The 19,977-nt window shown below is 62.8% G+C and carries 20 protein-coding genes and 1 tRNA gene; 4 read left to right on the top strand and 17 right to left on the bottom strand.

All coding sequences use genetic code 11. The annotated features are described in order from the left end of the window. Positions 1-217 precede the first annotated feature (217 nt). The 16 genes from chvE to ACTJKX_RS03385 form a co-directional block, all read right to left on the bottom strand. Positions 218-1,282: a multiple monosaccharide ABC transporter substrate-binding protein gene (gene chvE, locus ACTJKX_RS03460; RefSeq protein WP_440724379.1), complete on the bottom strand. Its 1,065-nt coding sequence runs from the start codon at positions 1,280-1,282 to the stop codon at positions 218-220. 173 nt (positions 1,283-1,455) lie between these two features. Continuing rightward, entirely contained in the window at positions 1,456-2,487 is a 1,032-nt protein-coding gene (gene tdh, locus ACTJKX_RS03455) for an L-threonine 3-dehydrogenase (RefSeq protein WP_311933210.1), read from the bottom strand. Between the two features lie 25 nt (positions 2,488-2,512). Next, positions 2,513-2,926: a type II toxin-antitoxin system VapC family toxin gene (locus ACTJKX_RS03450; RefSeq protein WP_311933211.1), complete on the bottom strand. Its 414-nt coding sequence runs from the start codon at positions 2,924-2,926 to the stop codon at positions 2,513-2,515. Next, on the bottom strand, positions 2,926-3,180 hold the full coding sequence (locus ACTJKX_RS03445; RefSeq protein WP_068287089.1) for a type II toxin-antitoxin system Phd/YefM family antitoxin: 255 nt from the start codon (positions 3,178-3,180) through the stop codon (positions 2,926-2,928). The genes ACTJKX_RS03450 and ACTJKX_RS03445 overlap by 1 nt, the downstream gene beginning before the upstream one ends. Positions 3,181-3,244: 64 nt before the next feature. After that, positions 3,245-4,441 (bottom strand): glycine C-acetyltransferase, encoded by a 1,197-nt coding sequence (locus tag ACTJKX_RS03440; protein WP_440724378.1) that lies wholly within the window; start codon positions 4,439-4,441, stop codon positions 3,245-3,247. 183 nt (positions 4,442-4,624) lie between these two features. Next, positions 4,625-5,545 (bottom strand): polyphosphate kinase 2, encoded by a 921-nt coding sequence (gene ppk2 / locus ACTJKX_RS03435; RefSeq protein WP_311933213.1) that lies wholly within the window; start codon positions 5,543-5,545, stop codon positions 4,625-4,627. 135 nt (positions 5,546-5,680) lie between these two features. Beyond that, entirely contained in the window at positions 5,681-7,285 is a 1,605-nt protein-coding gene (locus ACTJKX_RS03430) for a GMC family oxidoreductase (RefSeq protein WP_440724377.1), read from the bottom strand. Between the two features lie 66 nt (positions 7,286-7,351). Beyond that, complete coding sequence (locus tag ACTJKX_RS03425; RefSeq protein WP_311933215.1) at positions 7,352-8,212, bottom strand: metallophosphoesterase; 861 nt, start codon at positions 8,210-8,212, stop codon at positions 7,352-7,354. A gap of 127 nt (positions 8,213-8,339) precedes the next feature. Next, positions 8,340-8,894: a hypothetical protein gene (locus tag ACTJKX_RS03420; protein WP_440724376.1), complete on the bottom strand. Its 555-nt coding sequence runs from the start codon at positions 8,892-8,894 to the stop codon at positions 8,340-8,342. Between the two features lie 88 nt (positions 8,895-8,982). Beyond that, positions 8,983-9,867 (bottom strand): metallophosphoesterase, encoded by an 885-nt coding sequence (locus ACTJKX_RS03415; RefSeq protein WP_440724375.1) that lies wholly within the window; start codon positions 9,865-9,867, stop codon positions 8,983-8,985. A 218-nt stretch (positions 9,868-10,085) separates the two neighbouring features. Next, the gene (locus tag ACTJKX_RS03410; protein WP_440724374.1) at positions 10,086-11,471 is read right to left on the bottom strand and encodes a class II 3-deoxy-7-phosphoheptulonate synthase; all 1,386 of its coding nucleotides are present in this window, start codon (positions 11,469-11,471) and stop codon (positions 10,086-10,088) included. A 257-nt stretch (positions 11,472-11,728) separates the two neighbouring features. Then, the gene (locus ACTJKX_RS03405) at positions 11,729-12,931 is read right to left on the bottom strand and encodes a tetratricopeptide repeat protein (RefSeq protein ID WP_311933219.1); all 1,203 of its coding nucleotides are present in this window, start codon (positions 12,929-12,931) and stop codon (positions 11,729-11,731) included. A 117-nt stretch (positions 12,932-13,048) separates the two neighbouring features. Further along, on the bottom strand, positions 13,049-14,410 hold the full coding sequence (gene gor / locus ACTJKX_RS03400) for a glutathione-disulfide reductase (RefSeq protein ID WP_415082825.1): 1,362 nt from the start codon (positions 14,408-14,410) through the stop codon (positions 13,049-13,051). Positions 14,411-14,683: 273 nt separating this feature from the next. Next, on the bottom strand, positions 14,684-15,316 hold the full coding sequence (locus ACTJKX_RS03395) for a DUF2059 domain-containing protein (RefSeq protein WP_440724373.1): 633 nt from the start codon (positions 15,314-15,316) through the stop codon (positions 14,684-14,686). 17 nt (positions 15,317-15,333) lie between these two features. Then, positions 15,334-16,032 (bottom strand): ribose-5-phosphate isomerase RpiA, encoded by a 699-nt coding sequence (gene rpiA / locus ACTJKX_RS03390; protein ID WP_440724372.1) that lies wholly within the window; start codon positions 16,030-16,032, stop codon positions 15,334-15,336. Between the two features lie 245 nt (positions 16,033-16,277). Next, positions 16,278-16,631, bottom strand: coding sequence for a hypothetical protein (locus ACTJKX_RS03385; protein ID WP_440724371.1), 354 nt, complete (start codon positions 16,629-16,631; stop codon positions 16,278-16,280). Positions 16,632-16,823: 192 nt separating this feature from the next. Between ACTJKX_RS03385 and gph the strand changes: the two genes are divergently transcribed. The 3 genes from gph to ACTJKX_RS03370 all read left to right on the top strand — a co-directional run bounded on the left by gph (position 16,824) and on the right by ACTJKX_RS03370 (position 18,080). After that, entirely contained in the window at positions 16,824-17,522 is a 699-nt protein-coding gene (gph, locus tag ACTJKX_RS03380) for a phosphoglycolate phosphatase (RefSeq protein ID WP_311933224.1), read from the top strand. A 14-nt stretch (positions 17,523-17,536) separates the two neighbouring features. Continuing rightward, positions 17,537-17,611 (top strand) — tRNA-Val (locus tag ACTJKX_RS03375). A gap of 193 nt (positions 17,612-17,804) precedes the next feature. Beyond that, a complete protein-coding gene (locus ACTJKX_RS03370; protein ID WP_440724370.1) occupies positions 17,805-18,080 on the top strand; it encodes a hypothetical protein in 276 nt (91 codons plus the stop codon). Positions 18,081-18,192: 112 nt separating this feature from the next. On the opposite strand, the gene ACTJKX_RS03365 is transcribed toward ACTJKX_RS03370, so the two are convergent. After that, positions 18,193-19,125, bottom strand: coding sequence for a DMT family transporter (locus ACTJKX_RS03365; RefSeq protein ID WP_440724369.1), 933 nt, complete (start codon positions 19,123-19,125; stop codon positions 18,193-18,195). 96 nt (positions 19,126-19,221) lie between these two features. On the opposite strand from ACTJKX_RS03365, the gene ACTJKX_RS03360 reads away from it, so the two are divergent. Then, positions 19,222-19,845 carry a CGNR zinc finger domain-containing protein gene (locus ACTJKX_RS03360; RefSeq protein WP_394309933.1) on the top strand — a complete coding sequence of 208 codons (624 nt, stop codon included), beginning with the start codon at positions 19,222-19,224 and terminating at the stop codon, positions 19,843-19,845. Positions 19,846-19,977: the final 132 nt, after the last annotated feature.

Below are 19,977 nucleotides of genomic sequence, written 5' to 3'. Positions count from 1 at the left end.
GCGTCCAGAACCGTGCCGCCAAGGGGTGTTTCTTCCCGCGAGGCTCAGAATTCATAAGAGCTTTCCGATGCTTGTCAATTGGTAATACAATTAGCAAACAGATGATGCGCCACCGGCCCATAAGAGCGACGGTGACGCCTCTCGTCATCGCATGTCAATCCGGCCAGGGGGACGGCCGGCGTTGCGGTCGCGGGTTACCGCTCGACGTCCCGAGCCCCTACTTCAACTGATCTTCCTTATAGTAGCCGCTGTCGACCAGCACCTGCTTCCAGTTGTCCTTGGTGACCAGGACGGGCTTGAGCAGATAGGTCGGCACCACCTTCTTGCCGTTGTCGTAGCTCTTGGTGTCGTTGATCTCGGGCTTGCCGCCGGAGAGCACGGCATCGACCATGCCGACCGACACCTTAGCCAGTTCGCGGGTATCCTTGAAGACGGTGGAATATTGGTCACCGGCGATGATCGCCTTAACGGATGCGACTTCCGCATCCTGGCCGGAGATGAAGGGGATGGGCTTGTCGCCCGAGCCATAGCCGGCCGCCTTCAGCGAGGCGACGATGCCGTGGGCCAGGGTGTCGTTCGGCGAGAGCACCGCGTCGACCTTCTTGTCGGTGTAGAAGGCGGAGAGAAGGTTATCCATGCGCGACTGGGCGAGCGAGCCGTCCCAGTTCAGCGTACCGACCTTGTCCATGCCCATCTGCTTGGACTGCACCACCAGCTTGCCGCTGTCGAGATAAGGCTGAAGAACGGACAGGGCGCCGTTGTAGAAGAAGAAGGCGTTGTTGTCGTCGGGCGAGCCGCCGAACAGCTCGATGTTGAAGGGCCCCTTGCCGTCCTTGAGGCCGAGGGCGGTCTCGAGCGACTGGGCCTGCAGCACGCCGACCTGGAAATTGTCGAAGGTGGCGTAATAGTCGACATTCTCCGAATTGCGGATCAGGCGGTCATAGGCGATGACCTTGACGCCCTTGGCGGCGGCGGCCTTGAGAGCATCGGCCAGCGTGGTGCCGTCGATCGCCGCGATCACCAGCACCTTGTCGCCCTTGGTGAGCATGTTCTCGATCTGGGCGAGCTGGCCGGGAATATCGCCATTGGCATATTGCAAGTCGGCGCCATACCCCTTGGCTTCCAACTGCTTGACGACATTCTTGCCGTCGTCGATCCAGCGCTCGACCGTCTTGTCCGGCATGGCGATGCCGACAGTGCCCTTGTCCTGCGCCAAGGCCGGTGTCGCGAGAATGCCGGCAGCCAAGGCGCTCGCCAGACACAGTTTTTGGAACAATCCCATAGTGCCTCCCGATTTCATGAGTTACGTACCTCAATTTTCGTCATTGCAATCGCTCAATCTCTCGCTGCAATGGTACGACGAATGATAGATTAGTGCCTCAACCTGTCAACGACCCATGATGCACGGACCTCATGGATCGTCCTCGCCGAGACGCAATCGGCCACCCCTGCCCTTCAGGCATTCCAGTCAAGCACGATCTTGCCGCACTCGCCGCGCGCCATCGTCTCGAAGCCCTCGAGATAGTCGGCGACGGCCAGGCGGTGGGTGATCACCGGGCGGATATTGAGCCCGCTCTGCAGCATGGCCAGCATCTTGTGCCAGGTTTCGAACATCTCGCGGCCATAGATGCCCTTGATGGTCAGCATCTTGAAGACGATCTTGTTCCAGTCGACGGCGAAGGGCGTGGCGGGAATGCCAAGCATGGCGATCTTGGAGCCCATCAGCATGACGTCGAGCATCTGCTGGAAAGCCGCCGGTGCGCCGCTCATCTCCAGGCCGACATCGAAGCCTTCCTTCATCCTCAGGCGGGTCATCACGTCGCGCAGATCTTCCTTGGCGACATTGACCGGCACGACATCGGCCACCTTGGCAGCAAGGTCGAGGCGGACAGGATTGATGTCGGTGATCACGACATGGCGCGCGCCGGCATGGCGGGCGACGGCCCCGGCCATGATACCGATTGGGCCGGCGCCGGTGATCAGCACGTCCTCGCCGACGAGGTCGAAGGACAGCGCCGTATGCACCGCGTTGCCGAGCGGATCGAGGATGGCGCCAAGTTCGTCGTCGACCTCGTCGGGCAGCGGCACGATGTTGAAGGCCGGTACCTTCACATATTCGGCGAAGGCGCCGGGCATGTTGACGCCGATGCCGCGGGTGTCGGGATCGAGGTGGAAGCGCCCTGCCCGCGTCGCCCGGCTCTTCATGCCGATCACATGGCCTTCGCCGGACACCCGCTCGCCGATCTTGAGGCTGTGCACGGCCGAGCCGATCTCGACGATCTCGCCGGCATATTCATGGCCGACGATCATCGGCACCGGCACCGTCTTCTGGGCCCAGGCGTCCCATTTGTAGATATGGATGTCGGTGCCGCAGATGCCGGTTTTCCGCACCTTCACCAGGACATCGTTGGGACCGAGTTCAGGCATCGGCTCATTGTCCGAAAACCAAAGGCCGGGTTCGGGCTTGGATTTGACGAGGGCTTTCATCTGTCAGGGCTTTCTTGGGAGGCCTTCAGGCTTGCCAGGGGTTGAAGACAGGAACGCCGAGGGGGCTAAAATCGGCGACATTTCGGGTGACCATGGTCAGGCCATGCTCCAAGGCCGTAGCCGCAATCATCGCATCCCGTTCGGGACGCCGGTCCGGGACATGCAGGCGCGCACATATCTGCGCGGTCCGAGATCCAAACTGTAGAATCCGGCCATCATAACTGGGCTCGACTTTGCCAACCAACCAGTTACGAAGAATTCCGCCTTGCGCGGGATCACGCCGCTCGATCGACAACACGCCAATTTCGAGTTCCATCAAGGTGACTGCAGAGATGAATTGTCTCGATCTGGCGGTGGCGTAAGCCCATTCGAGAAGCTTTGGCGCGGCAAGACGAGGACGACGCAACTCGGAGAGGACATTGGTATCCAGCAGGAACATCAGTCGAATACCGTCTCCCTGCGCACGATCTCACGCAAGCGCGGCGGCTCGAAATCGAAATCCGCTTCCGGTTCGTCCTGGCGGAGCAAATCCACGATGCTTGGCTCTTCCCCGACAAGGCGCTGATATTCCTCATGCTTCAGCAACACGAAGGCCGGCTTGCCGCGATCGGTGATCACGAGCGGGCCTTCCTCCGCGGCGCGCTTGGCTTTGCCGATGTCGTGATTGAACTCCCGGCTGCTCATGTGCTTCATCGGAGACCTCCGCAGGATATGTAGTTACAATACTACATCCTGCAAAGCCAATCACGCAAAAAGATCAGATCACGCCCAAAGCCTTGCCGGCATCGGTGAAGGCGTCGATGGCAAAATCAATGTCAGCTTCCGTCAGCCCGGCCGACATCTGGGTGCGGATGCGCGCCCTGCCCTTCGGCACCACCGGGAAGAAGAACCCGGCGACATAGACGCCGCGCTCGTCGAGCGCCCGAGCCATCTCCTGGGCGCGCCGCGCATCATGCAGCATCACCGGAATGATCGGCGTCTCACCCTGCAGAAGTTCGAAGCCTGCTTTTTCCAATCCGGCCCGGAAACGCCTGGTGTTGGCGAACAGCCTTTCGCGCAGATCGTCGCCGGCCTGCGCCAGCTCGATCGCCTTCATCGAGCCGGCCGCCACAGGCGGGGCGAGCGAGTTCGAGAACAGATAGGGCCGCGCGCGCTGGCGCAAGAGGTCGATGATCGGCTGGCTGGCAGCGACATAGCCGCCCATCGCTCCGCCCAGCGCCTTGCCGAGCGTGCCGGTGAGGATATCGACCTTGTCCTCCACCCCCGCCCGGGCGGGGGTGCCGCGTCCCTCGGGACCGATGAAGCCGGTGGCGTGGCAATCATCCACCATCACATTCGCCCCGTAGCGCCCAGCAAGATCCGTGAGCGTCTTCAGGTCGGCGAGATAGCCGTCCATGGAAAATACGCCGTCGGTGGCGATGACGATGTGGCGGGCATTGTCGGCCTTGGCTGCCTGCAACTGCACTTCGAGATCGTTCATGTCGCCATTGGCGAAGCGATAGCGCTTGGCCTTGCACAGGCGCACGCCGTCGATGATCGAGGCATGGTTCAGGCTGTCGGAGATGATGGCGTCCTCGGCGCCGAGCAGGGGCTCGAACACCCCGCCATTGGCGTCGAAGCAGGCGGCGAAGAGTATAGCATCATCCTTGTTGAGATAGCGGGCGATGGTGCGCTCGAGTTCGCGGTGCAGGGTCTGCGTTCCGCAGATGAATCGCACCGAGGCCATGCCGAAACCATGGCCGTCCATGGCCTGTTTGGCGGTGGCGATGATCTCGGGATTGTCGGCTAGGCCCAGATAATTGTTGGCGCACAGATTGAGCATCGGCCGCCGGCCGGCCTCGGCGGCCACTTCGATGCGGGCGCGTTGCGGGCCCGCAATCTCGCGCTCGCTCTTCCACAAACCGTCCTTGGCGATTTCCGTCAGGGTGGATTTGACATGATCGACGAGCGACATCGGGCGGCTCCCTTGTACCTGTTTGGGTTCACAGGCCTAAGCCAAAACCAGCCGCGCTTCAAATGATGAGATCATGCCGAAAAGAGATGAGAACAGACGAGCGCGCCGATCTTCGAACCGGTCGGGCAAGCAGGCATCCTCGGCCGCAGGAAAAGGCGGGTCCGAAGACCCGCCCTCAACCTCTCAGTACGTCTTCGGCACGTACATTTCCGACGGCACGGGATGGCGCACATAGTCTTCATGGCGCTCGCGGTCGGGCAGGATCACCGGCGGATGCTCGACTTGGCCATAGGGGATCTGATTGAGCAGATGGCTGATGCAGTTGAGGCGTGCGCGCTTCTTGTCGACCGCCTCGACCACCCACCAGGGCGCTTCGGGAATATGGGTACGCTCCAGCATCACTTCCTTGGCCCGGGTATAGTCTTCCCAGCGCCGACGGGATTCCACGTCCATCGGGCTCAGCTTCCACTGCTTGAGCGGATCCTGGATGCGCATGTTGAAGCGGAATTCCTGTTCCTCGTCAGTGATCGAGAACCAGTATTTCAACAGGATGATACCCGAGCGCACCAGCATGCGCTCGAATTCCGGCGCGGAGCGGAAGAACTCCTCATATTCGGCATCGGTGCAGAAGCCCATGACATGCTCGACACCCGCCCGGTTGTACCAGCTGCGGTCGAACAGCACCATTTCGCCGCCGGCCGGCAGATGAGCGACATAGCGCTGGAAGTACCATTGCGTGCGCTCGCGCTCGCTGGGTGCCGGGAGGGCTGCCACGCGGCAGATGCGCGGATTGAGGCGCTGGGTAATGCGCTTGATCACGCCGCCCTTGCCGGCGGAATCGCGCCCCTCGAACAGCACGACCACCCGCAGCTTGTTGTGCTGGATCCAGTCCTGCAGTTCGACCAGTTCGTGCTGCAGGCGGAAGAGCTCGCGGAAATAGATCTTGCGGTCGAGCGTATCGCGCTCCTCCAGCTCGGGCGCGTCCCCCAGGATACGGTCGAGGCGGGCCTCCTCCAGCTCCAGTTCCAGCTCCTCGTCATAGCCGTCGGCAATCTCCTGCCGGATGCGGTCGAGATTGGGTCTGCTATCCGCTGGCGTGGTCATGCGAATACTCCTTGCGAGAAGGCCGCTTCGATCGGCCGGGCATGTCTCGGGCGCCATAGGCCCATGCTTTGATGAAGCCCGTAGTGCAGGAATATTTCAGTTATGTGACAGACCCGGCAAGCACTCCTCCAAGGCTCAGCTCGTCTTCAGCCATTCCACGGCGCGGTGTGCGATGGCCATGACTGGAGCATTGGTATTGGCGCTGACGATCTCGGGCATCACCGAGCAATCGAACACACGCAGTCCCTCGACGCCGCGCACGCGCAGTTGGGAATCGAGCACCGCCATCGGATCATCGTCCCGGCCCATGCGCGCCGTCCCGACCGGATGGTAATTGGTCTTGACCATGCGCTTGCAATGGGCGTGCAGGTCGGCATCGGAAACCTTGTCAGCGCCCGGCAGCATCTCATGGGAAATCTTCTCCTTGATGGGCGAGGTGGTCAGAAAGGAACGGGCAAAACGCAGGCCCGCGATCATCAGGCGGATATCCTCGGCATGCTTGAGGAAGCCGCCATCGACGACCGGTGGCTCGAGTGGATCCGCCGAGCGCAACCTCACTGTCCCCCGCGATTTCGGCCTGAGCAGGCAGGTGGTGAAAGTGACGCCGTCGCAGGCAGTGACGTCGGTGATGTCGCGGTCGAGATAGACGGTCGGCACGCAATAGATCTTCAGCGAGGCATCGGCCTGCGCGTCGTCGGGATTGGTGAAGACGCAGGCTTCCACGCCCGTGGTGGTCACCGGCCCCTGCTTGCGCAACAGGTAGTCGAGGCCGTTGCGGATCATGTTCCAGCCTTTGTCCTGGCCGAAATAGCCATAACGGCCGTTGGAGGCGGCGATCAGCGGCACCTCGCAATGATCCTGCAGGTTCTCGCCCACGCCCGGCAGATCCACCTTGGGCTTGATGCCGTGGCGCAGGAGGTGGTCGGCCGGGCCGATGCCGGACAGCATCAGGAGCTTGGGCGTGACATAGGTCCCGGCGGCCAGGATCACCGTGGCGGCGGAGACCCTGTGAGTCCGCCCGCCTTCCACATATTCGACCCCCGTGCAGTGGTTGCCTTCGATGACGAGGCGGGTCACAATCGCTTCCGTGGTGATGGTGAGACGTTCGTCGCCGCGCACCAGCGGCAGGAAGGCGTCCACGGCCGAGCAGCGGCGCTTGGCCACCGGATCCATGGTGCCCTGCATCAGGCCCACGCCGCGCTGGCGCCCGGAGTTGAAATCGGGATTGAGCGGCTCGCCCAGGGACGGCAGCGCCTGGAGGAAGGCCTTCGTCATCTCGCAGGTATGGAGCGGCCTCGTGACCTTGAGCGGGCCGGCGGTGCCATGCACCGGCGTGTCCAGGTCGGCATTGCCTTCCATCGCAATGAAATGGGGGAGGATATCGGCATAGCGCCAGCCCTCCGCCCCGTAATTCTCGGCCCAATTGTCATAGTCGTCAGGCTGGCCCCGCATATAGACCATGGCGTTGACCGAGGAACCGCCGCCGAGCACCCGGCCCTGAGGCACGATGGTGGCGCGCCCGTCGAGCTGGGGCTGGCGCTCCATCTTGTGCATGGTGAGATAGGTGTCCTTGGCCAGATATTTCATGTAGCCGGCCGGCATGTGCATGATCGGATTCATGCGGGCGGGGCCGGCTTCCAGCATCAGGACGCGCTGGCCAAGATCGCGCACGAGCCGCATGGCGGTGACGCAGCCCGACGAGCCGCCGCCGACGATGATGGTGTCGTAAGTCATGGCCATTCGAACCCGCCCCATTTGTCTGACGAGTTCGTTGTGTTTCACAACTTTAGCTGAAGTGCAAACGGATTAGACCGTCGGAGGCGCCCCTGCCCCCAGGGTGATCAGCACGATCTCGGGCGGCACGCCGAAGCGCACCGGCAGACCCGTCATGCCAAGGCCACCCGAGACGACGAGGTGGCGATCCCCCTCGACGATATGGCCATAGGCAAAGCGGTTGCCATAGCGCGAGGGCACATGAATGACCCCGACGCCAGGCAGGACCACCTGCCCGCCATGCGTATGGCCGCAGACCGTCAGGGCGACATGATCGGGCACGTCGACGAAGATGTCCGGTTCATGGGCCAGCAGGATCGCCGGGGCGGTGTCGCCCACCTTGGCAAGCGTACCCGGCAGATCGTCCAGGCCGTAATTGCCATCGCCGAGGCCGAGCAGCCAGAAGGGCCGTCCGTCCTTCTCGAGCCGCAACGCCGCATTCTCCATGACATGGATGCCATGGGCCTTGAAGGCACGGCGGACATTGTCGCCATCATGCCAGCCGATATCGTGATTGCCGAGCACGGCATGCACGCCGAGCGGCGCGCGCAGGATGGAAAGCGCCCTGGCGCATTCGGACATCGGCACGAAGGAACCGACGCCGAAGCGCCCCATGCCGGCCTCGTAGTCACCCGCCAGCAGCACGATGTCGGGTTTGAGGGCATTGGTGGTGTGGGCGATCTGCTCGATGTGGGCCGGGGTCATCCAGGGATTGATGGCATGGATGTCGGCAAGCACGGCAATGCGCAGCGTCGGTCCGCTTCTCCATTGGCGCGGTGCGACTTGGTACTGCGTCGCCAGCAACCGTCGTGGCTCGACCCCGAAGGCGTAGCCGCCGAACAGAAGAGGCGTGGCAAGGCCGGCCTTGAGGAGGAAATTGCGTCTGGAGAGCATGCGGAACCGTGGGGTATTTCAACGAATGGGCACATATTGACGCCTCTTTGTGGCGCTGCGGCAGCAATGATATGCAGAAGCCATGGAAAGAATGCGCAATCGCCATGCGCGAGCCAGACATAAATCGCTAAACGCCGGATCCGAACACCATCAATCTGTGATCCTTGTAGAGGGCGGGCGCGACATACCAGCCACGCCAACCGCGAGGGCGGAGGAGCAAAAGTATAACGTCGTCATCCTGAAACAAATCTCTGAATTCACTGGCTTTATTTGTCCTATTTCGATCGTCGTATCGTGACAGGCAGCTCTTCACACTCCAAAACATTTCGACTAGGACCTCCGACATCACGTCGAGATCGTTCAACCTGTCCATTACATCGAACAAGGATGCTTGAGTGAAAATCAGGTTTTCTCCCTGTCGCGGACGTAGCCCTTGATAGTCTGGAGATCGCTGCCTGAAGGGCACGAGCCTGCTTATCCTGTCCTCAGTTTTGCGTCTGTCATCGGGATTAACGGACGGCTCCTCCAGAACCTCGAACTCGGCGAAGAAGCACCCGGTGCCGGCGATGAAGGTTATTGGGCGACCTAATTTGAACATTGCCGGAACCAATGCGCGTACGTCGGCGGGCGTTGGATCGCGACACATATAGACACCAGCGCAGCCCAGCATGACAACGATCATGATCCTCGCCTTTAGAGACAGTCTTGTTTTGGCTCTCGTTTTTCGCGTTTTCATCATCGCTCGGGAATCCATAGCCATTTGCTCGAGACTAGGTCGCCCCTCCCAACGTGATCATCACGATCTCCGGCGGCACTCCTAAGCGTACCGGAAGACCGGTCATGCCGAGGCCACCCGAGACGACAAGGTGGCGGTTGTCTTCGACGATGTGGCCATAGGCGAAACGCCTGCCATAGCGGGAGGGCACGCCTCTCGGGCCATAGAACGGGAAACTGACCTGCCCGCCATGCGTGTGTCCGCACACCGTCAGGGCAACGCGGCGTTCGCGATCCAGATGCGGCAGCTCGGCAAAGATGTCGGGTTCATGGGCCAGCAGGATTGCCGGCGAGCCATCGCTCATCTGGGCCAGGGTGCCCGGCAGGTCGTCGAGCCTTCTGCGATGAATACCTCCCCACTGGTCTCCCAGGCCGAGCAGCCAGAATCCCCTCCCTTTCTTCTCCAGCCGGACCGCCTTGTTCTCCATGACGGGAATACCGAAAGCGGCGAAAGCGCGCCGGACATTGTCGCCGCCCCTGCCACGGCGTCCCAGATCGTGATTGCCGAGCACGGCATGCACGCCCAAAGGCGCCCGAAGCAGCGATAGCGCCTCGGCGCAATCCTCCATCGAGACATAGGAGCCGACACCATAGAGCGGCATGCTGGCCTCGTAGTCGCCGGCCAGCAGCACGATGTCGGGGTCGAGGGCGTTGGTGGCGCGCGCAATCCGCTCGATGTGGGCAGGGCTCATCCAGGGATTGATGGCGTGGATGTCGGCGAGCACGGCGATCCTGAGGACCAGTGCGGCAGGCCAATTGCCGGGCGAGATTTGGTAGCGTGTCGTCACGAGACGCTGCGGCTCGACGCCGAAGGCGTAGCCGCCGGACAGGAAAGGCGTGGCGAGGCCGGCTTTGAGCAGGAAACGGCGTCTGGACAGCATCGGGATCCACGGAGTTGCGTTGCTTGGCAAGGCAACCCTGCCCCATGGCTATGATGGGACAATCGCTGACAGATGCAGGATTGAAGGAAAGTCGGCGCAATCCCGGCTCGGGCCGGGAATGTCCTCTCGGTCAAAGCCTGAAAAGCCAAGAGGCGGGCCAACGGACCCGCCTCTCGACATATCGATTGTCCGATCGAGGGGAATGACGGCGCGCGCCGTCACTCTGCCGCGATGATGCTCGGCTTCACCTGGCCCGAGCGTTCCTTCTTGACCAGGTCCGCCACCATGAAGGCGACCTCGATGGCCTGCTCGGCATTGAGGCGCGGATCGCAATGGGTGTGGTAGCGATCGGCGAGATCGGCTTCGCTCACGGCACGGGCGCCGCCGGTGCATTCGGTGACGTTCTTGCCGGTCATCTCCAGATGCAGGCCGCCGGCATAGGTGCCTTCGGCCTGGTGCACGGCAAAGAAGCTCTTGATCTCGCCGGTGATCTGGTCGAACGGCCGGGTCTTGTAGCCGTTCGTCGCCTTCACCGTGTTGCCATGCATCGGATCGCAGGACCACACCACCGAACGGCCCTCGCGCTTCACGGCGCGGATGAGTTCGGGCAGATGCTGCTCGACCTTGTCATGGCCAAAGCGGGCGATCAGGGTCAGGCGGCCCGGCTCGTTTTCCGGGTTGAGGATGTCGATCAGCTTGATCAGTTCGTCGGGCTTGAGCGAGGGGCCGCATTTCAGGCCGATCGGGTTCTTGACGCCCCGGAAGAACTCGACATGGGCGTGGTCGAGCTGGCGCGTGCGGTCGCCGATCCAGACGAAATGGCCCGAGGTCGCATAGGGATCGCCCGAGGTGGAATCGATGCGGGTCATCGCCTGCTCATAGCCGAGCAGCAGGGCCTCGTGGCTGGTGTAGAAATCGGTGATGCGCATCTCCGGATGCAACTCCGGATCGATGCCGCAGGCGCGCATGAAGTCGAGCGTCTCGGTGATGCGCTCGGCCAGAGCCTGATATTTCGAGCTCTGCGGCGAGTCCTTGACGAAGCCGAGCATCCACTGATGCACATGGGCGAGATTGGCATAGCCGCCGCTGGCGAAGGCGCGCAGCAGGTTGAGCGTCGCCGCCGACTGGCGATAGGCTTCGAGCTGGCGCCGCGGATCGGGAATGCGGGCCTCGGCGGTGAATTCGGTGCCGTTGACGATGTCGCCGCGATAGACGGGCAGCTCGATCTCGCCGACTTTCTCGGTGGGCGCCGAGCGTGGCTTGGCGAACTGGCCGGCGATGCGGCCGACCTTCACCACCGGCGAGGACCCGGCGAAGGTGAGCACCACGGCCATCTGCAGGAAGACGCGGAAGAAGTCGCGGATATTGTCGGCGCCATGCTCGGCGAAGCTCTCGGCGCAATCACCGCCCTGGAGCAGGAAGGCCTCTCCGGCGGCAACCTTGGCGAGCTGGCGCTTGAGCTTGCGTGCTTCACCGGCAAAAACGAGCGGCGGGAAGGTCGCGAGCGTCGCCTCGACGTCGTTGAGAGCCTTTTCGTCGGGATAGACGGGCGACTGCTGGATCGGTCTGGAACGCCAGCTCTGCGGTGTCCAACGCTCGGACATGAGTATACTTCCTGTTCTCAGGGCGAACCGGCTATAGCCGCCCTGCACGACTATGATACTTTCACGAGGCCGGCGTTTTCCGGCGAAGGCCGGTTCTATACGCGTCCGGCCAATAGAAAACCAGCGTAAAGCCGTGGTTTTCAGTCTCGTTTACGAAATCTTCGAGGAGGTTGGGACCGTTTTTGCCGGATCGCTGGCCTTCAGCCGGCTCCTGGAAACGCGCCGTCGAATGAAGGGGGCGGCTGAATGGCGGATCTTCAATTCTCCCGCCCCGCCAGGATCTTGAGCGCCTTCAAGGTCTCGCGATTGAGCGTACCCTTGGTCTTGCCGCTGTAGAGGCCGCGGTCGACCAGGATCGACTGTACTTCCATGCGGGTATCCAGGCCCCAGGCCCCCCAGTGGTCGGTGAGCTGCTTGAAGCTGTAGTCGTTGCCGGCCGCGAGCGCCCGCATCAACCACAGGGCCGCCGCTTTGCCATCGGCCGGAATGCCGGTGCCATTGGCATAGGCAAAGGCAAGCCCCGCCATGCCGTCGGTGTTGCCGCGATCGGCAGCCAGGCGATAATAGGTGACCGATCTGGCTTCATCCTTGGGCACACCGTCGCCGCTGAGATAGGCATAGGCGATCTTCACCAGCGCATCGTCGTCGCCCTGGTCGGCGGCAGCCTGGAACAGGGCGATGGCTTTGGCGCCATCCTTCGGCACACCCTGCCCGCTCTGATAGGCCAGAGCGAGATTGCGGGCTCCCGCCGGATCGCCCTTGTCGGCCGCCTCCTGGAACTGCCGGGCCGCTTCCGCGAAATCCTGGGTGACGCCCTCGCCATCCCGATAGAGAAAGCCGAGATTGACATTGGCGGCGGCCAGCCCTGCCTCCGCCGCCTTCTTGTAGAGCGCCAGTGCCTCGACCGGATCGACCTTTACGCCGCGCCCGACCTGATATTGATAGGCCAGAGAATTGAGGCAGTCGGCATCGCCCTTGTCGGCGCACAGCTTGAACAGGCGGTTCGCCTCGGCGTCATTGCTCGGAATACCGACACCGTCACGTTCGCGCACCCCGGCCGAAAAGGCCGCGATCAGGCTGCCGAGATCGGCTGCCTTGCGATAGGCTTCGAGAGCGGCCCGATCATTGCCGAGCTTTTCCTGGGCACGCCCGAGCTGGAACTGAAAGCGCGCGACGGCGGGATAGCGGCCAGCGGCCTCCTCGCAGCGTGCCAGGGCCAGCGTACCGTCGAGCGCCTCCATGGCAACGCCATCCACGACTTTCTGGCTGTCCTCGGGACTTGCCGCGAGGCGATCACAGTCCGTAACGGCTTCTTCCGTCTGCGGCTGGACTGGCGCGGCGCGCAAGGGTGGGACATGCCGCCCATGAGGCGGGGTGAGATTGAGCGCCCAAGCCGCGTTCGCCAGCATGACCATGCCAGCGGCGACCGCGCCGAAAATCACCACAGGAGCCCGCATCATGCCCTCCCCGAAGCGCCTGCCCTGCCGCCTTCTGATGCGTAGCGGCCGGATATCCAAGCGGGGGAATCGCCGCTATCGCACGGCGCGCACTCTGCAGCCGGGTTGGTAAAGGCCGGCTTAGCGGACGGGCGTGCGCATCGTCACCAATTCCTCGGCCGCGCTTGGATGCAACGGCATCGTGGCATCGAAATCGGCCTTTGTCGCGCCCATCTTGACGCTGATCGCCAACAATTGGGCCATTTCGGCCGCCCCTTCGCCGACGATGTGCACACCAAGTATCTTATCCGTCACCTTGTCGACGACCAGCTTCATGAAGACACGGTCGCCGCTACCCGACAGGGTGGCCTTCATGGCCCGGAACGAGGTCTGGAAAATGGTGACGCCGCCCCCGCATTCGGCGCGCGCTTCTTCCTCGCTCAAGCCGACGGTACCGATTTCCGGGGTCGAGAACACGGCCGTCGGCACCAGGCGATGGTCGGCGAGCCAGGGCTTGTTGCCGAAGACGGTATCGGCAAAGGCATGCCCCTCGCGGATGGCGACGGGGGTGAGATTGATGCGATTGGTGACGTCGCCCACCGCCCAGATCCCGGGCGCCGTGGTGCGCGACTGGTCGTCGACCGCGATGGCGCCGGCAGTGTTGATTTCCACCCCGACCGTTTCGAGACCGAGACCCGCAGTATTGGGCTTGCGCCCCGTCGCCACCATGATCTCGCCGACGTGGCGCGTCTGGCCGTTGGTGAGGGTGACCCGCCGCCCGCCGGCCTTGTCCTCCTCGATGTGCTTGAGGTCCGTACGGATCAGGATCTCGATGCCGGCTGCACTCATCGCCTCGGTCAACACCCGGCGGACGTCGTCGTCGAAACCGCGCAGGATCGCCTCCCCGCGATAGACCAGGGTCACCTTCACGCCGAGCCTCTGCAGGAGGCAGGCGAACTCGACTGCGATGTAGCCGCCGCCGACGATGATCATCGTCTCCGGCAGGGCCGGCAGGTCGAAGACTTCGTTGGAGGTGATGGCGAACTCGACGCCCGGCACGTTCGGCTTGACCGGCGCCCCGCCGGTGGCGATCAGGATCCGGCCGGCGGTGAAGCTGCGTCCCCCATCGAGCTGCACGGTGTGCGGGGCGGTGATCACGGCACGACTCGGGAAAGTCGCTACCGACGATTTTTCCAGATTGGCCGAATAAGCCCGTTCCAGCCGGCTAATCTCGGCTTCTTTCGCGGCCACGAGCTTGGGCCAGGAAAATTCGGCCTCGGGCACCGTCCAGCCGAAGCCTGCAGCCTCACGGAACTCATCGGCGAAACGGCTGGCCAGCACATAGAGCTTCTTGGGCACGCAGCCACGAATGACACAGGTGCCGCCGACCCGGAACTCCTCGGCGATGGCTACCCGCGCGCCATGCGAAGCTGCGATACGGGCGGCGCGCACCCCACCGGATCCTGCGCCGATCACGAACAGATCATAGTCGAATTGCGACATGGTACAGCCTGATTTCCGGTGCCTCGAGGGCAAAAAAGAAGCCTAGGATTCGCCCGTCAACAAACGAATTGGTTTGGCTCAAGCTTTGTCATTGCCGGGCTTGACCCGGCAATCCAGTTCTTCCCCTCCAGGCTCGAGGAGGGCGTCCCTGGATGCCCGGGTCAAGCCCGGGCATGACAAAGGTCGCGTCAGTTATGTGCGCACAACGCCCTGAACGTAAGAAGCGGGATTGATGCGATCAATCCCGCTTCTTAACAAGTCCGGTATGCGGATTTATTGGGCGGGTTTGGCCGGAGCCTGTGCCTCGGCGGGAGCATCGGCCGGCGACGGGCCGAGCTTGCCGCCCTTCTTCTCCACCTCTTCGCGTACCCGCTTCATCACGCCGTCCTGCAGGTCCCTCGTCCAGCCCTGCACCACCGGCATCGAATCGCGCAGGATGATCTGCTGCTGGGTGGCGAGCTTCTTGCCGACCGGGCTCTCGTAGAACGTGATCAGCTGCTTGAGTTCGTCCTCGCTGAAACGCGTGGTGTAGAACTTGGCGAGGCTGTTATCGAGCTCGACCCGCTTCTTCATGAATTCGGGTACCAGCGAGATCGCGGCCTCGTTGATCAGCTGGCTGAGCTCGGGACGCTGGCCCGTATAGATGGTGGTGGCCTGCTGCAGATATTGCGGAATGATGTCGTCGAAACCGACGGTAAGGCCGGAAGCCTTGAGAAACTGCACGGCCGTCGCCAGCTGCTCGGGCGTGGGCTGGGCGGCGTTGCCAGTCGGCACCTCGGCCGTGGGCGCCGGCGTGGCATTCTGCGCCGAAGCCGGCAGCGCTGCGGCGCTTGCGAGCAGTCCGGCGACCATGGCGGCGGCCAAGACGCGAACCTGCCCACAAACATGGCGTTGACGAAGCATCATGGAACTCCCATCACAAATCAGGCTGGCCCGATGAAGCGGACTCCCGAAGAGCCGGCGACATAAGCGCCTTTGGCATATCCGAGAAACAGTCCGTGTTCGACGACACCGGGAATGGTGGACAGGCCCGCCGCCAGGGCAGCGGGATCGGGGATCTGTTGAAAGTGGCAATCAAGGATGTGGTGCCCGCCATCCGTGACGAAAACAAGGCCGTCAGGCTGATGACGCAGGCGCAATTCACCGGAAAGTCCGAGTTTTGCGGCAATACGTTCCACCGCTGCCCGGGTCGCACCGAAGCCGAAGGGAATGACCTCCACCGGCAGCGGGAAGCGCCCGAGCACGGGTACGACCTTGGATTCGTCGGCGATCACCAGCATCGAAGCCGCCGCCGCTGCGACGATCTTCTCGCGCAGCAACGCGCCGCCACCGCCCTTGATCAACCCGAGAGCCGGACCAATCTCGTCGGCGCCGTCGACGGCCAGATCGAGTTCGGGCGTCTCGTCGAGTGTGGTCAAGGGAATGCCCAGGCCCTTGGCCTGGTCATGGGTGAATTCGGAGGCCGGCACGCAAATGACATCGAGCCCGTCGCGCACCTTCTCGCCCAAAAGGTCGACGAAGTGCTTGGTCGTCGAGCCATGGCCCAGGCCCAGCCTCATGCCGCTTTCGACATGGGCGAGCGCGGCTCGGGCTGCTTCGCGCTTCATGTCGTCAGGGGTCATGGCAACCTTGTGCTGTTCGGGTTATCGGACGATGCGTCCCAAGCGGAGTTCGGTCTTTTACAGATTCCTCCTGATCGCGTCATGGGCGCGATCAGGAGGAATCTGCCTGGGATCAGGCGGCGGTTATAACGGCTTTGCCGCCGATTGCATCAGTTAAGTTTGAGAAGCAAGGGGCTAGACACAAGGAAAATCGGCCTCCCCCCTTAGCCCGGCGAGCCCACCCATGCGCCCATTGCGGCTTCTGCTTATTTCCCCGGCGGCGTGCAGATGACCTGATCCTTCCAGACATAGCACACGCTCATCGTCCCGGTACGCTGTTCCACCCGGAACACCGAACTCTCGCGCTCGTGGCTGGAGGCGATCAGCGTGTAGTCCCCGGGCTCCTGCTTGCCGGCCCCTTCACCGGCCGGGAAACAAAGGGTGACGCCGGTATTGTCCTCCTTGACCCCATATTGGCAGGCCCCCACCTCGCCGGTCAGCCGGTCGACCCGATAGATCCGGTTGAGGTCCTTTTGCGGGGCCGCCACGAAGACATAGTCGGCGGCAAGCACCGGACCGGCGGTAAGAAGGAGGGCTGCAAGGCCTAGCGAACGCTTCATGATGACTGGCTCGTCGTTTCCTCGGCAGAGCGCATTGTCCCGAATGCCTGGGGCGTCGTGTCACACGCCCTGGCGTGATCGAACCCGGTTACATTCGCATGGACGATACGATCCTAGCTCGAATCGTGAATTTTCGAATCTCCGCTTGCCACCCAGACATGGCATTTTCCAGACCAAGCCGGAAAGAACAGCATGATGCAGCCGCGGACGGCGATCTTCGACCTTGATGGAACGCTGGTGGACAGCGCCCCAGACCTGATGGGCACGCTGAACTTCATCCTGGCTCGCGAAGGGCTGCCCGCCTTGCCGCTCGAGAAGGCGCATAGTCTGGTGGGTGCCGGTGCCCGCGCCTTGCTGGAACGCGGCTTTGCCGTGTGTGGCTTGGCGGTCGAGCCGGCCCGCATGGATGTGCTCTTTGGTGATTTCCTCGATCATTATGGCAAACACCTGGCCGACAAGACGGTTGCCTTCGACGGCGTCGAGAAGGCCTTGAAGACATTGAAAGCGCGGGGCTGGATATTGGGCGTATGTACAAACAAGCCGACGGATCTTTCGGTCCGGCTACTGGAAGCCCTGAGGCTGGCCCCCTATTTCAGTGCGATCTGCGGACGCGACGCCTTCGCCTGGTTCAAGCCGGACCCCCGTCACCTCACCCTTTCCATCGAGGCCGCCGGCGGCGATCCCGCCCACGCCATCATGGTGGGTGACAGCAAGACCGACATCGACACGGCCTTGCGCGCCGGGTTGCCGTCGGTCTGCGTGGATTTCGGCTACACCGACATTCCCGCCACGCAGTTGGGGGCAACGCGCGTCATTTCGCATTTCGATCAACTGATTTCTGCGATCGATGCGATTACCGGCTTGACAGCGCAGCCGGCTTTATCCAAATAGGCGCTTCCCTTCGGGGGCGCGTAGCTCAGCGGGAGAGCACTCCCTTCACACGGGAGGGGTCACAGGTTCAATCCCTGTCGCGCCCACCATCCAAACTCCGCAAATTTATCCTCTGATGACCGTATTCGCCGTTCAGTGTTGAGACGCGGTGCGATGGATCAATTTGCGGGTCTGCGGCGATATACATCGTCATCCCATACGGAACTTTCTCCCTGCCCATGCGTTTGATCGAGCGTTTTCGATCAAATGCGTGTTTTCGTTTCATTTCGACAGGAGAGGCCCATGAGATTTCTTATTGCCGCCGCTATCGCCCTGGGCGCCACCTTCGCCCTCGCCACCCCATCCTCGGCCATGCCGGTGTCCCAGCCTGACAATCCTTCGCTGGTGCAGACCGTCAGGGACCGGACCTGCAACGCGCCGTCCCGCACAGCCCGCTGCAAATGGTATGGGATGCCCGGCGTGCATCGCGGGCCGCGCTGGCTGCGTCAACACGGCGGTGAAGGCTACCGGCATCGCCACCATCACCGCCGGAACTATCGCCACCATCGGCGCGCCTGATTTTTCCTGAGAACGCCGGCGAACCATCGCTGGGTGCAAGGCGCGCTTACCGGAATCGCGCCTTGCGTCAACTTTTGGTTCCAGGGCGCTTTTTCCTTCGCCACCACTGCCCTCAGTTCGTGACCGGCTTCAGCCGCGGCTTGGGTTCTGCCATGGCAAGGCCGGCTCCGGCCAACATCACCGCCATGCCGAGAAGGTCGAGCAGGCGAACCTGTTCGCCGAAGCAGATCATGCCGAGCAGTACGGCGATGATGGGAGACACGAACGCATAGGTCCCGGCGCGGGTGGCACCGATCTCCCTGAGAAGCGTCATGTAGATGGTGTAGCCGATCAGCGAGCCGAAGAGCACGAGGAACAGCCACCCCGCCCAGGCTGCCAAACCCCATTGGCCCGCCAAGGCGGGAATTGCTCCAGGCTCGCCGGCAAGCGACAGGGCCAGCAGCAGCAGGCCACCGAAGAGGGTAGTGGTGCCGGCCACGAAGGTCGAGGAATAGAGCCGCAGCAAGGGACGCGCGACCACCGAGCCCCAACCATAGGCCACGGCCGCCCACGACACCGCTGCCGCCCCGGCCAGGCGCAATGCCGCGCCCTCGCCCGCCGCGGCGGACCAGTTTCGAACCGCAGTCGGCCCGAACAGAATGGCCAGCCCTGCCATGCCGAGAAGCAGGGCACCGAAACGCCGCCGGTCGAAACTCTCTTCCCGCAGCCAGAGTGCAAAAGCCATCAGCGCTATCGGCGTCAATGACATTTCGAGCACGGCAGCCGTGCCCGAATCGACATGCGCCACGCCCCAGAACAGCGCCGCGTAACATAGCGTGATCATCAGCAGACTGGTGGCCGCAAGACGCGGCAGGTCCCGCCATGCCATCTGTGGCGGCCCTTCTCGCCAGGCGGCGAACCCCAGCAGCAGCACGCCGGCTGCGATGAAACGCGTTCCGGCGAACAGCAAAGGCGGCACCGCCTCCACGCCGGCCTTGATACCGATCCAGGTGGTTCCCCAGATCACGCAAAGAGCCAGGAACAGCAGTGTGGTGCGGCTAGGCATGTGGAACCTCTGTCGACTTGTTGTAACGGTTATATATCATTATAAGCGTTACAGTGCACGCTTGAGTTTGGAGCCCAGGCGCTGGAAAGTGCGAGGATGAGCCAGACCAGGACCATTGCCACCGCCCGCCTCGTCGGCGGACATCCGGCCTTGGATTTCGTCAACACGGTCGACGCCTGGCGCGACCGCTGGGGGCCGGACCTGCTCGTCGCTTATGGCGACCTCGTCACCTGGGCCGAACGGGTCGATCTGATCGATTCGGCCCTTTCGGCCCGCCTGCGGCACCAGGCCGATACCAAGTCTGCCGAGGCGGAGGCAGCCCTGACGCGGGCCCGGGCCCTCCGCACGACGTTGAGAAATCTCTTCCTCGCCGAAACCATGGACGAAGCGGGATGCGAGGAGGACGGTGTTCGCCTCAATGCCATGCTGCAGAACGCCAACCATCAGCGCGAACTGCGCCTGGTCGCCGGCTCCTTCGAATGGGGGTGGCGCGAGAGCGATAGTCTCGACGCCATCCTTCATCGCATCGCCTTCGCCGCGGCGGACCTGCTCACCAGTCGCAGTGACCGCCGCAATGTGCGGGAATGCCATGGCATCAATTGCGGCTGGCTCTTCCTCGACACCTCGCGGGGCGGACGCCGCCAATGGTGTTCGGAAGAGGCTTGCGGCACTCATATGCGCGTGCGCCGCTTCCGCGAGAAAGGCGGCTCGGACACCTGACCGCCTGTGGTTTTCAAAATTGCCGCCAATGGGCTGGCCTCGCTGCGCCTCCATGGGTTAAGGGACATGGCAAGCCATTGCCTGCCGCCGCCTGGTACCTCACCAGACGGCGGGAGGGCAGATGCAAGGAAC

Source organism: Labrys sp. 22185, assembly GCF_052045555.1.
Lineage (GTDB): Bacteria > Pseudomonadota > Alphaproteobacteria > Rhizobiales > Labraceae > Labrys > Labrys neptuniae.
Note: the sequence above shows the minus strand (reverse complement) of the source record. Positions and strands in the feature narration are given on the sequence as shown.

Coding starts and splice junctions, on each gene's coding strand:
- ACTJKX_RS03430 (WP_440724377.1), bottom strand. CDS start 7,285: ATGGCCATGACTTACGACACCATCATCGTCGGCGGCGGCTCGTCGGGC.
- ACTJKX_RS03365 (WP_440724369.1), bottom strand. CDS start 19,125: ATGCCTAGCCGCACCACACTGCTGTTCCTGGCTCTTTGCGTGATCTGG.
- ACTJKX_RS03405 (WP_311933219.1), bottom strand. CDS start 12,931: ATGATGCGGGCTCCTGTGGTGATTTTCGGCGCGGTCGCCGCTGGCATG.
- ACTJKX_RS03450 (WP_311933211.1), bottom strand. CDS start 2,926: ATGTTCCTGCTGGATACCAATGTCCTCTCCGAGTTGCGTCGTCCTCGT.
- ACTJKX_RS03440 (WP_440724378.1), bottom strand. CDS start 4,441: ATGTCGCTCGTCGATCATGTCAAATCCACCCTGACGGAAATCGCCAAG.
- ACTJKX_RS03395 (WP_440724373.1), bottom strand. CDS start 15,316: ATGATGCTTCGTCAACGCCATGTTTGTGGGCAGGTTCGCGTCTTGGCC.
- chvE (WP_440724379.1), bottom strand. CDS start 1,282: ATGGGATTGTTCCAAAAACTGTGTCTGGCGAGCGCCTTGGCTGCCGGC.
- ACTJKX_RS03360 (WP_394309933.1), top strand. CDS start 19,222: ATGAGCCAGACCAGGACCATTGCCACCGCCCGCCTCGTCGGCGGACAT.
- ACTJKX_RS03420 (WP_440724376.1), bottom strand. CDS start 8,894: ATGATCGTTGTCATGCTGGGCTGCGCTGGTGTCTATATGTGTCGCGAT.
- ACTJKX_RS03385 (WP_440724371.1), bottom strand. CDS start 16,631: ATGAAGCGTTCGCTAGGCCTTGCAGCCCTCCTTCTTACCGCCGGTCCG.
- ACTJKX_RS03445 (WP_068287089.1), bottom strand. CDS start 3,180: ATGAAGCACATGAGCAGCCGGGAGTTCAATCACGACATCGGCAAAGCC.
- ACTJKX_RS03410 (WP_440724374.1), bottom strand. CDS start 11,471: ATGTCCGAGCGTTGGACACCGCAGAGCTGGCGTTCCAGACCGATCCAG.
- ACTJKX_RS03425 (WP_311933215.1), bottom strand. CDS start 8,212: ATGCTCTCCAGACGCAATTTCCTCCTCAAGGCCGGCCTTGCCACGCCT.
- ACTJKX_RS03370 (WP_440724370.1), top strand. CDS start 17,805: ATGAGATTTCTTATTGCCGCCGCTATCGCCCTGGGCGCCACCTTCGCC.
- gor (WP_415082825.1), bottom strand. CDS start 14,410: ATGTCGCAATTCGACTATGATCTGTTCGTGATCGGCGCAGGATCCGGT.
- rpiA (WP_440724372.1), bottom strand. CDS start 16,032: ATGACCCCTGACGACATGAAGCGCGAAGCAGCCCGAGCCGCGCTCGCC.
- ACTJKX_RS03415 (WP_440724375.1), bottom strand. CDS start 9,867: ATGCTGTCCAGACGCCGTTTCCTGCTCAAAGCCGGCCTCGCCACGCCT.
- tdh (WP_311933210.1), bottom strand. CDS start 2,487: ATGAAAGCCCTCGTCAAATCCAAGCCCGAACCCGGCCTTTGGTTTTCG.
- gph (WP_311933224.1), top strand. CDS start 16,824: ATGATGCAGCCGCGGACGGCGATCTTCGACCTTGATGGAACGCTGGTG.
- ppk2 (WP_311933213.1), bottom strand. CDS start 5,545: ATGACCACGCCAGCGGATAGCAGACCCAATCTCGACCGCATCCGGCAG.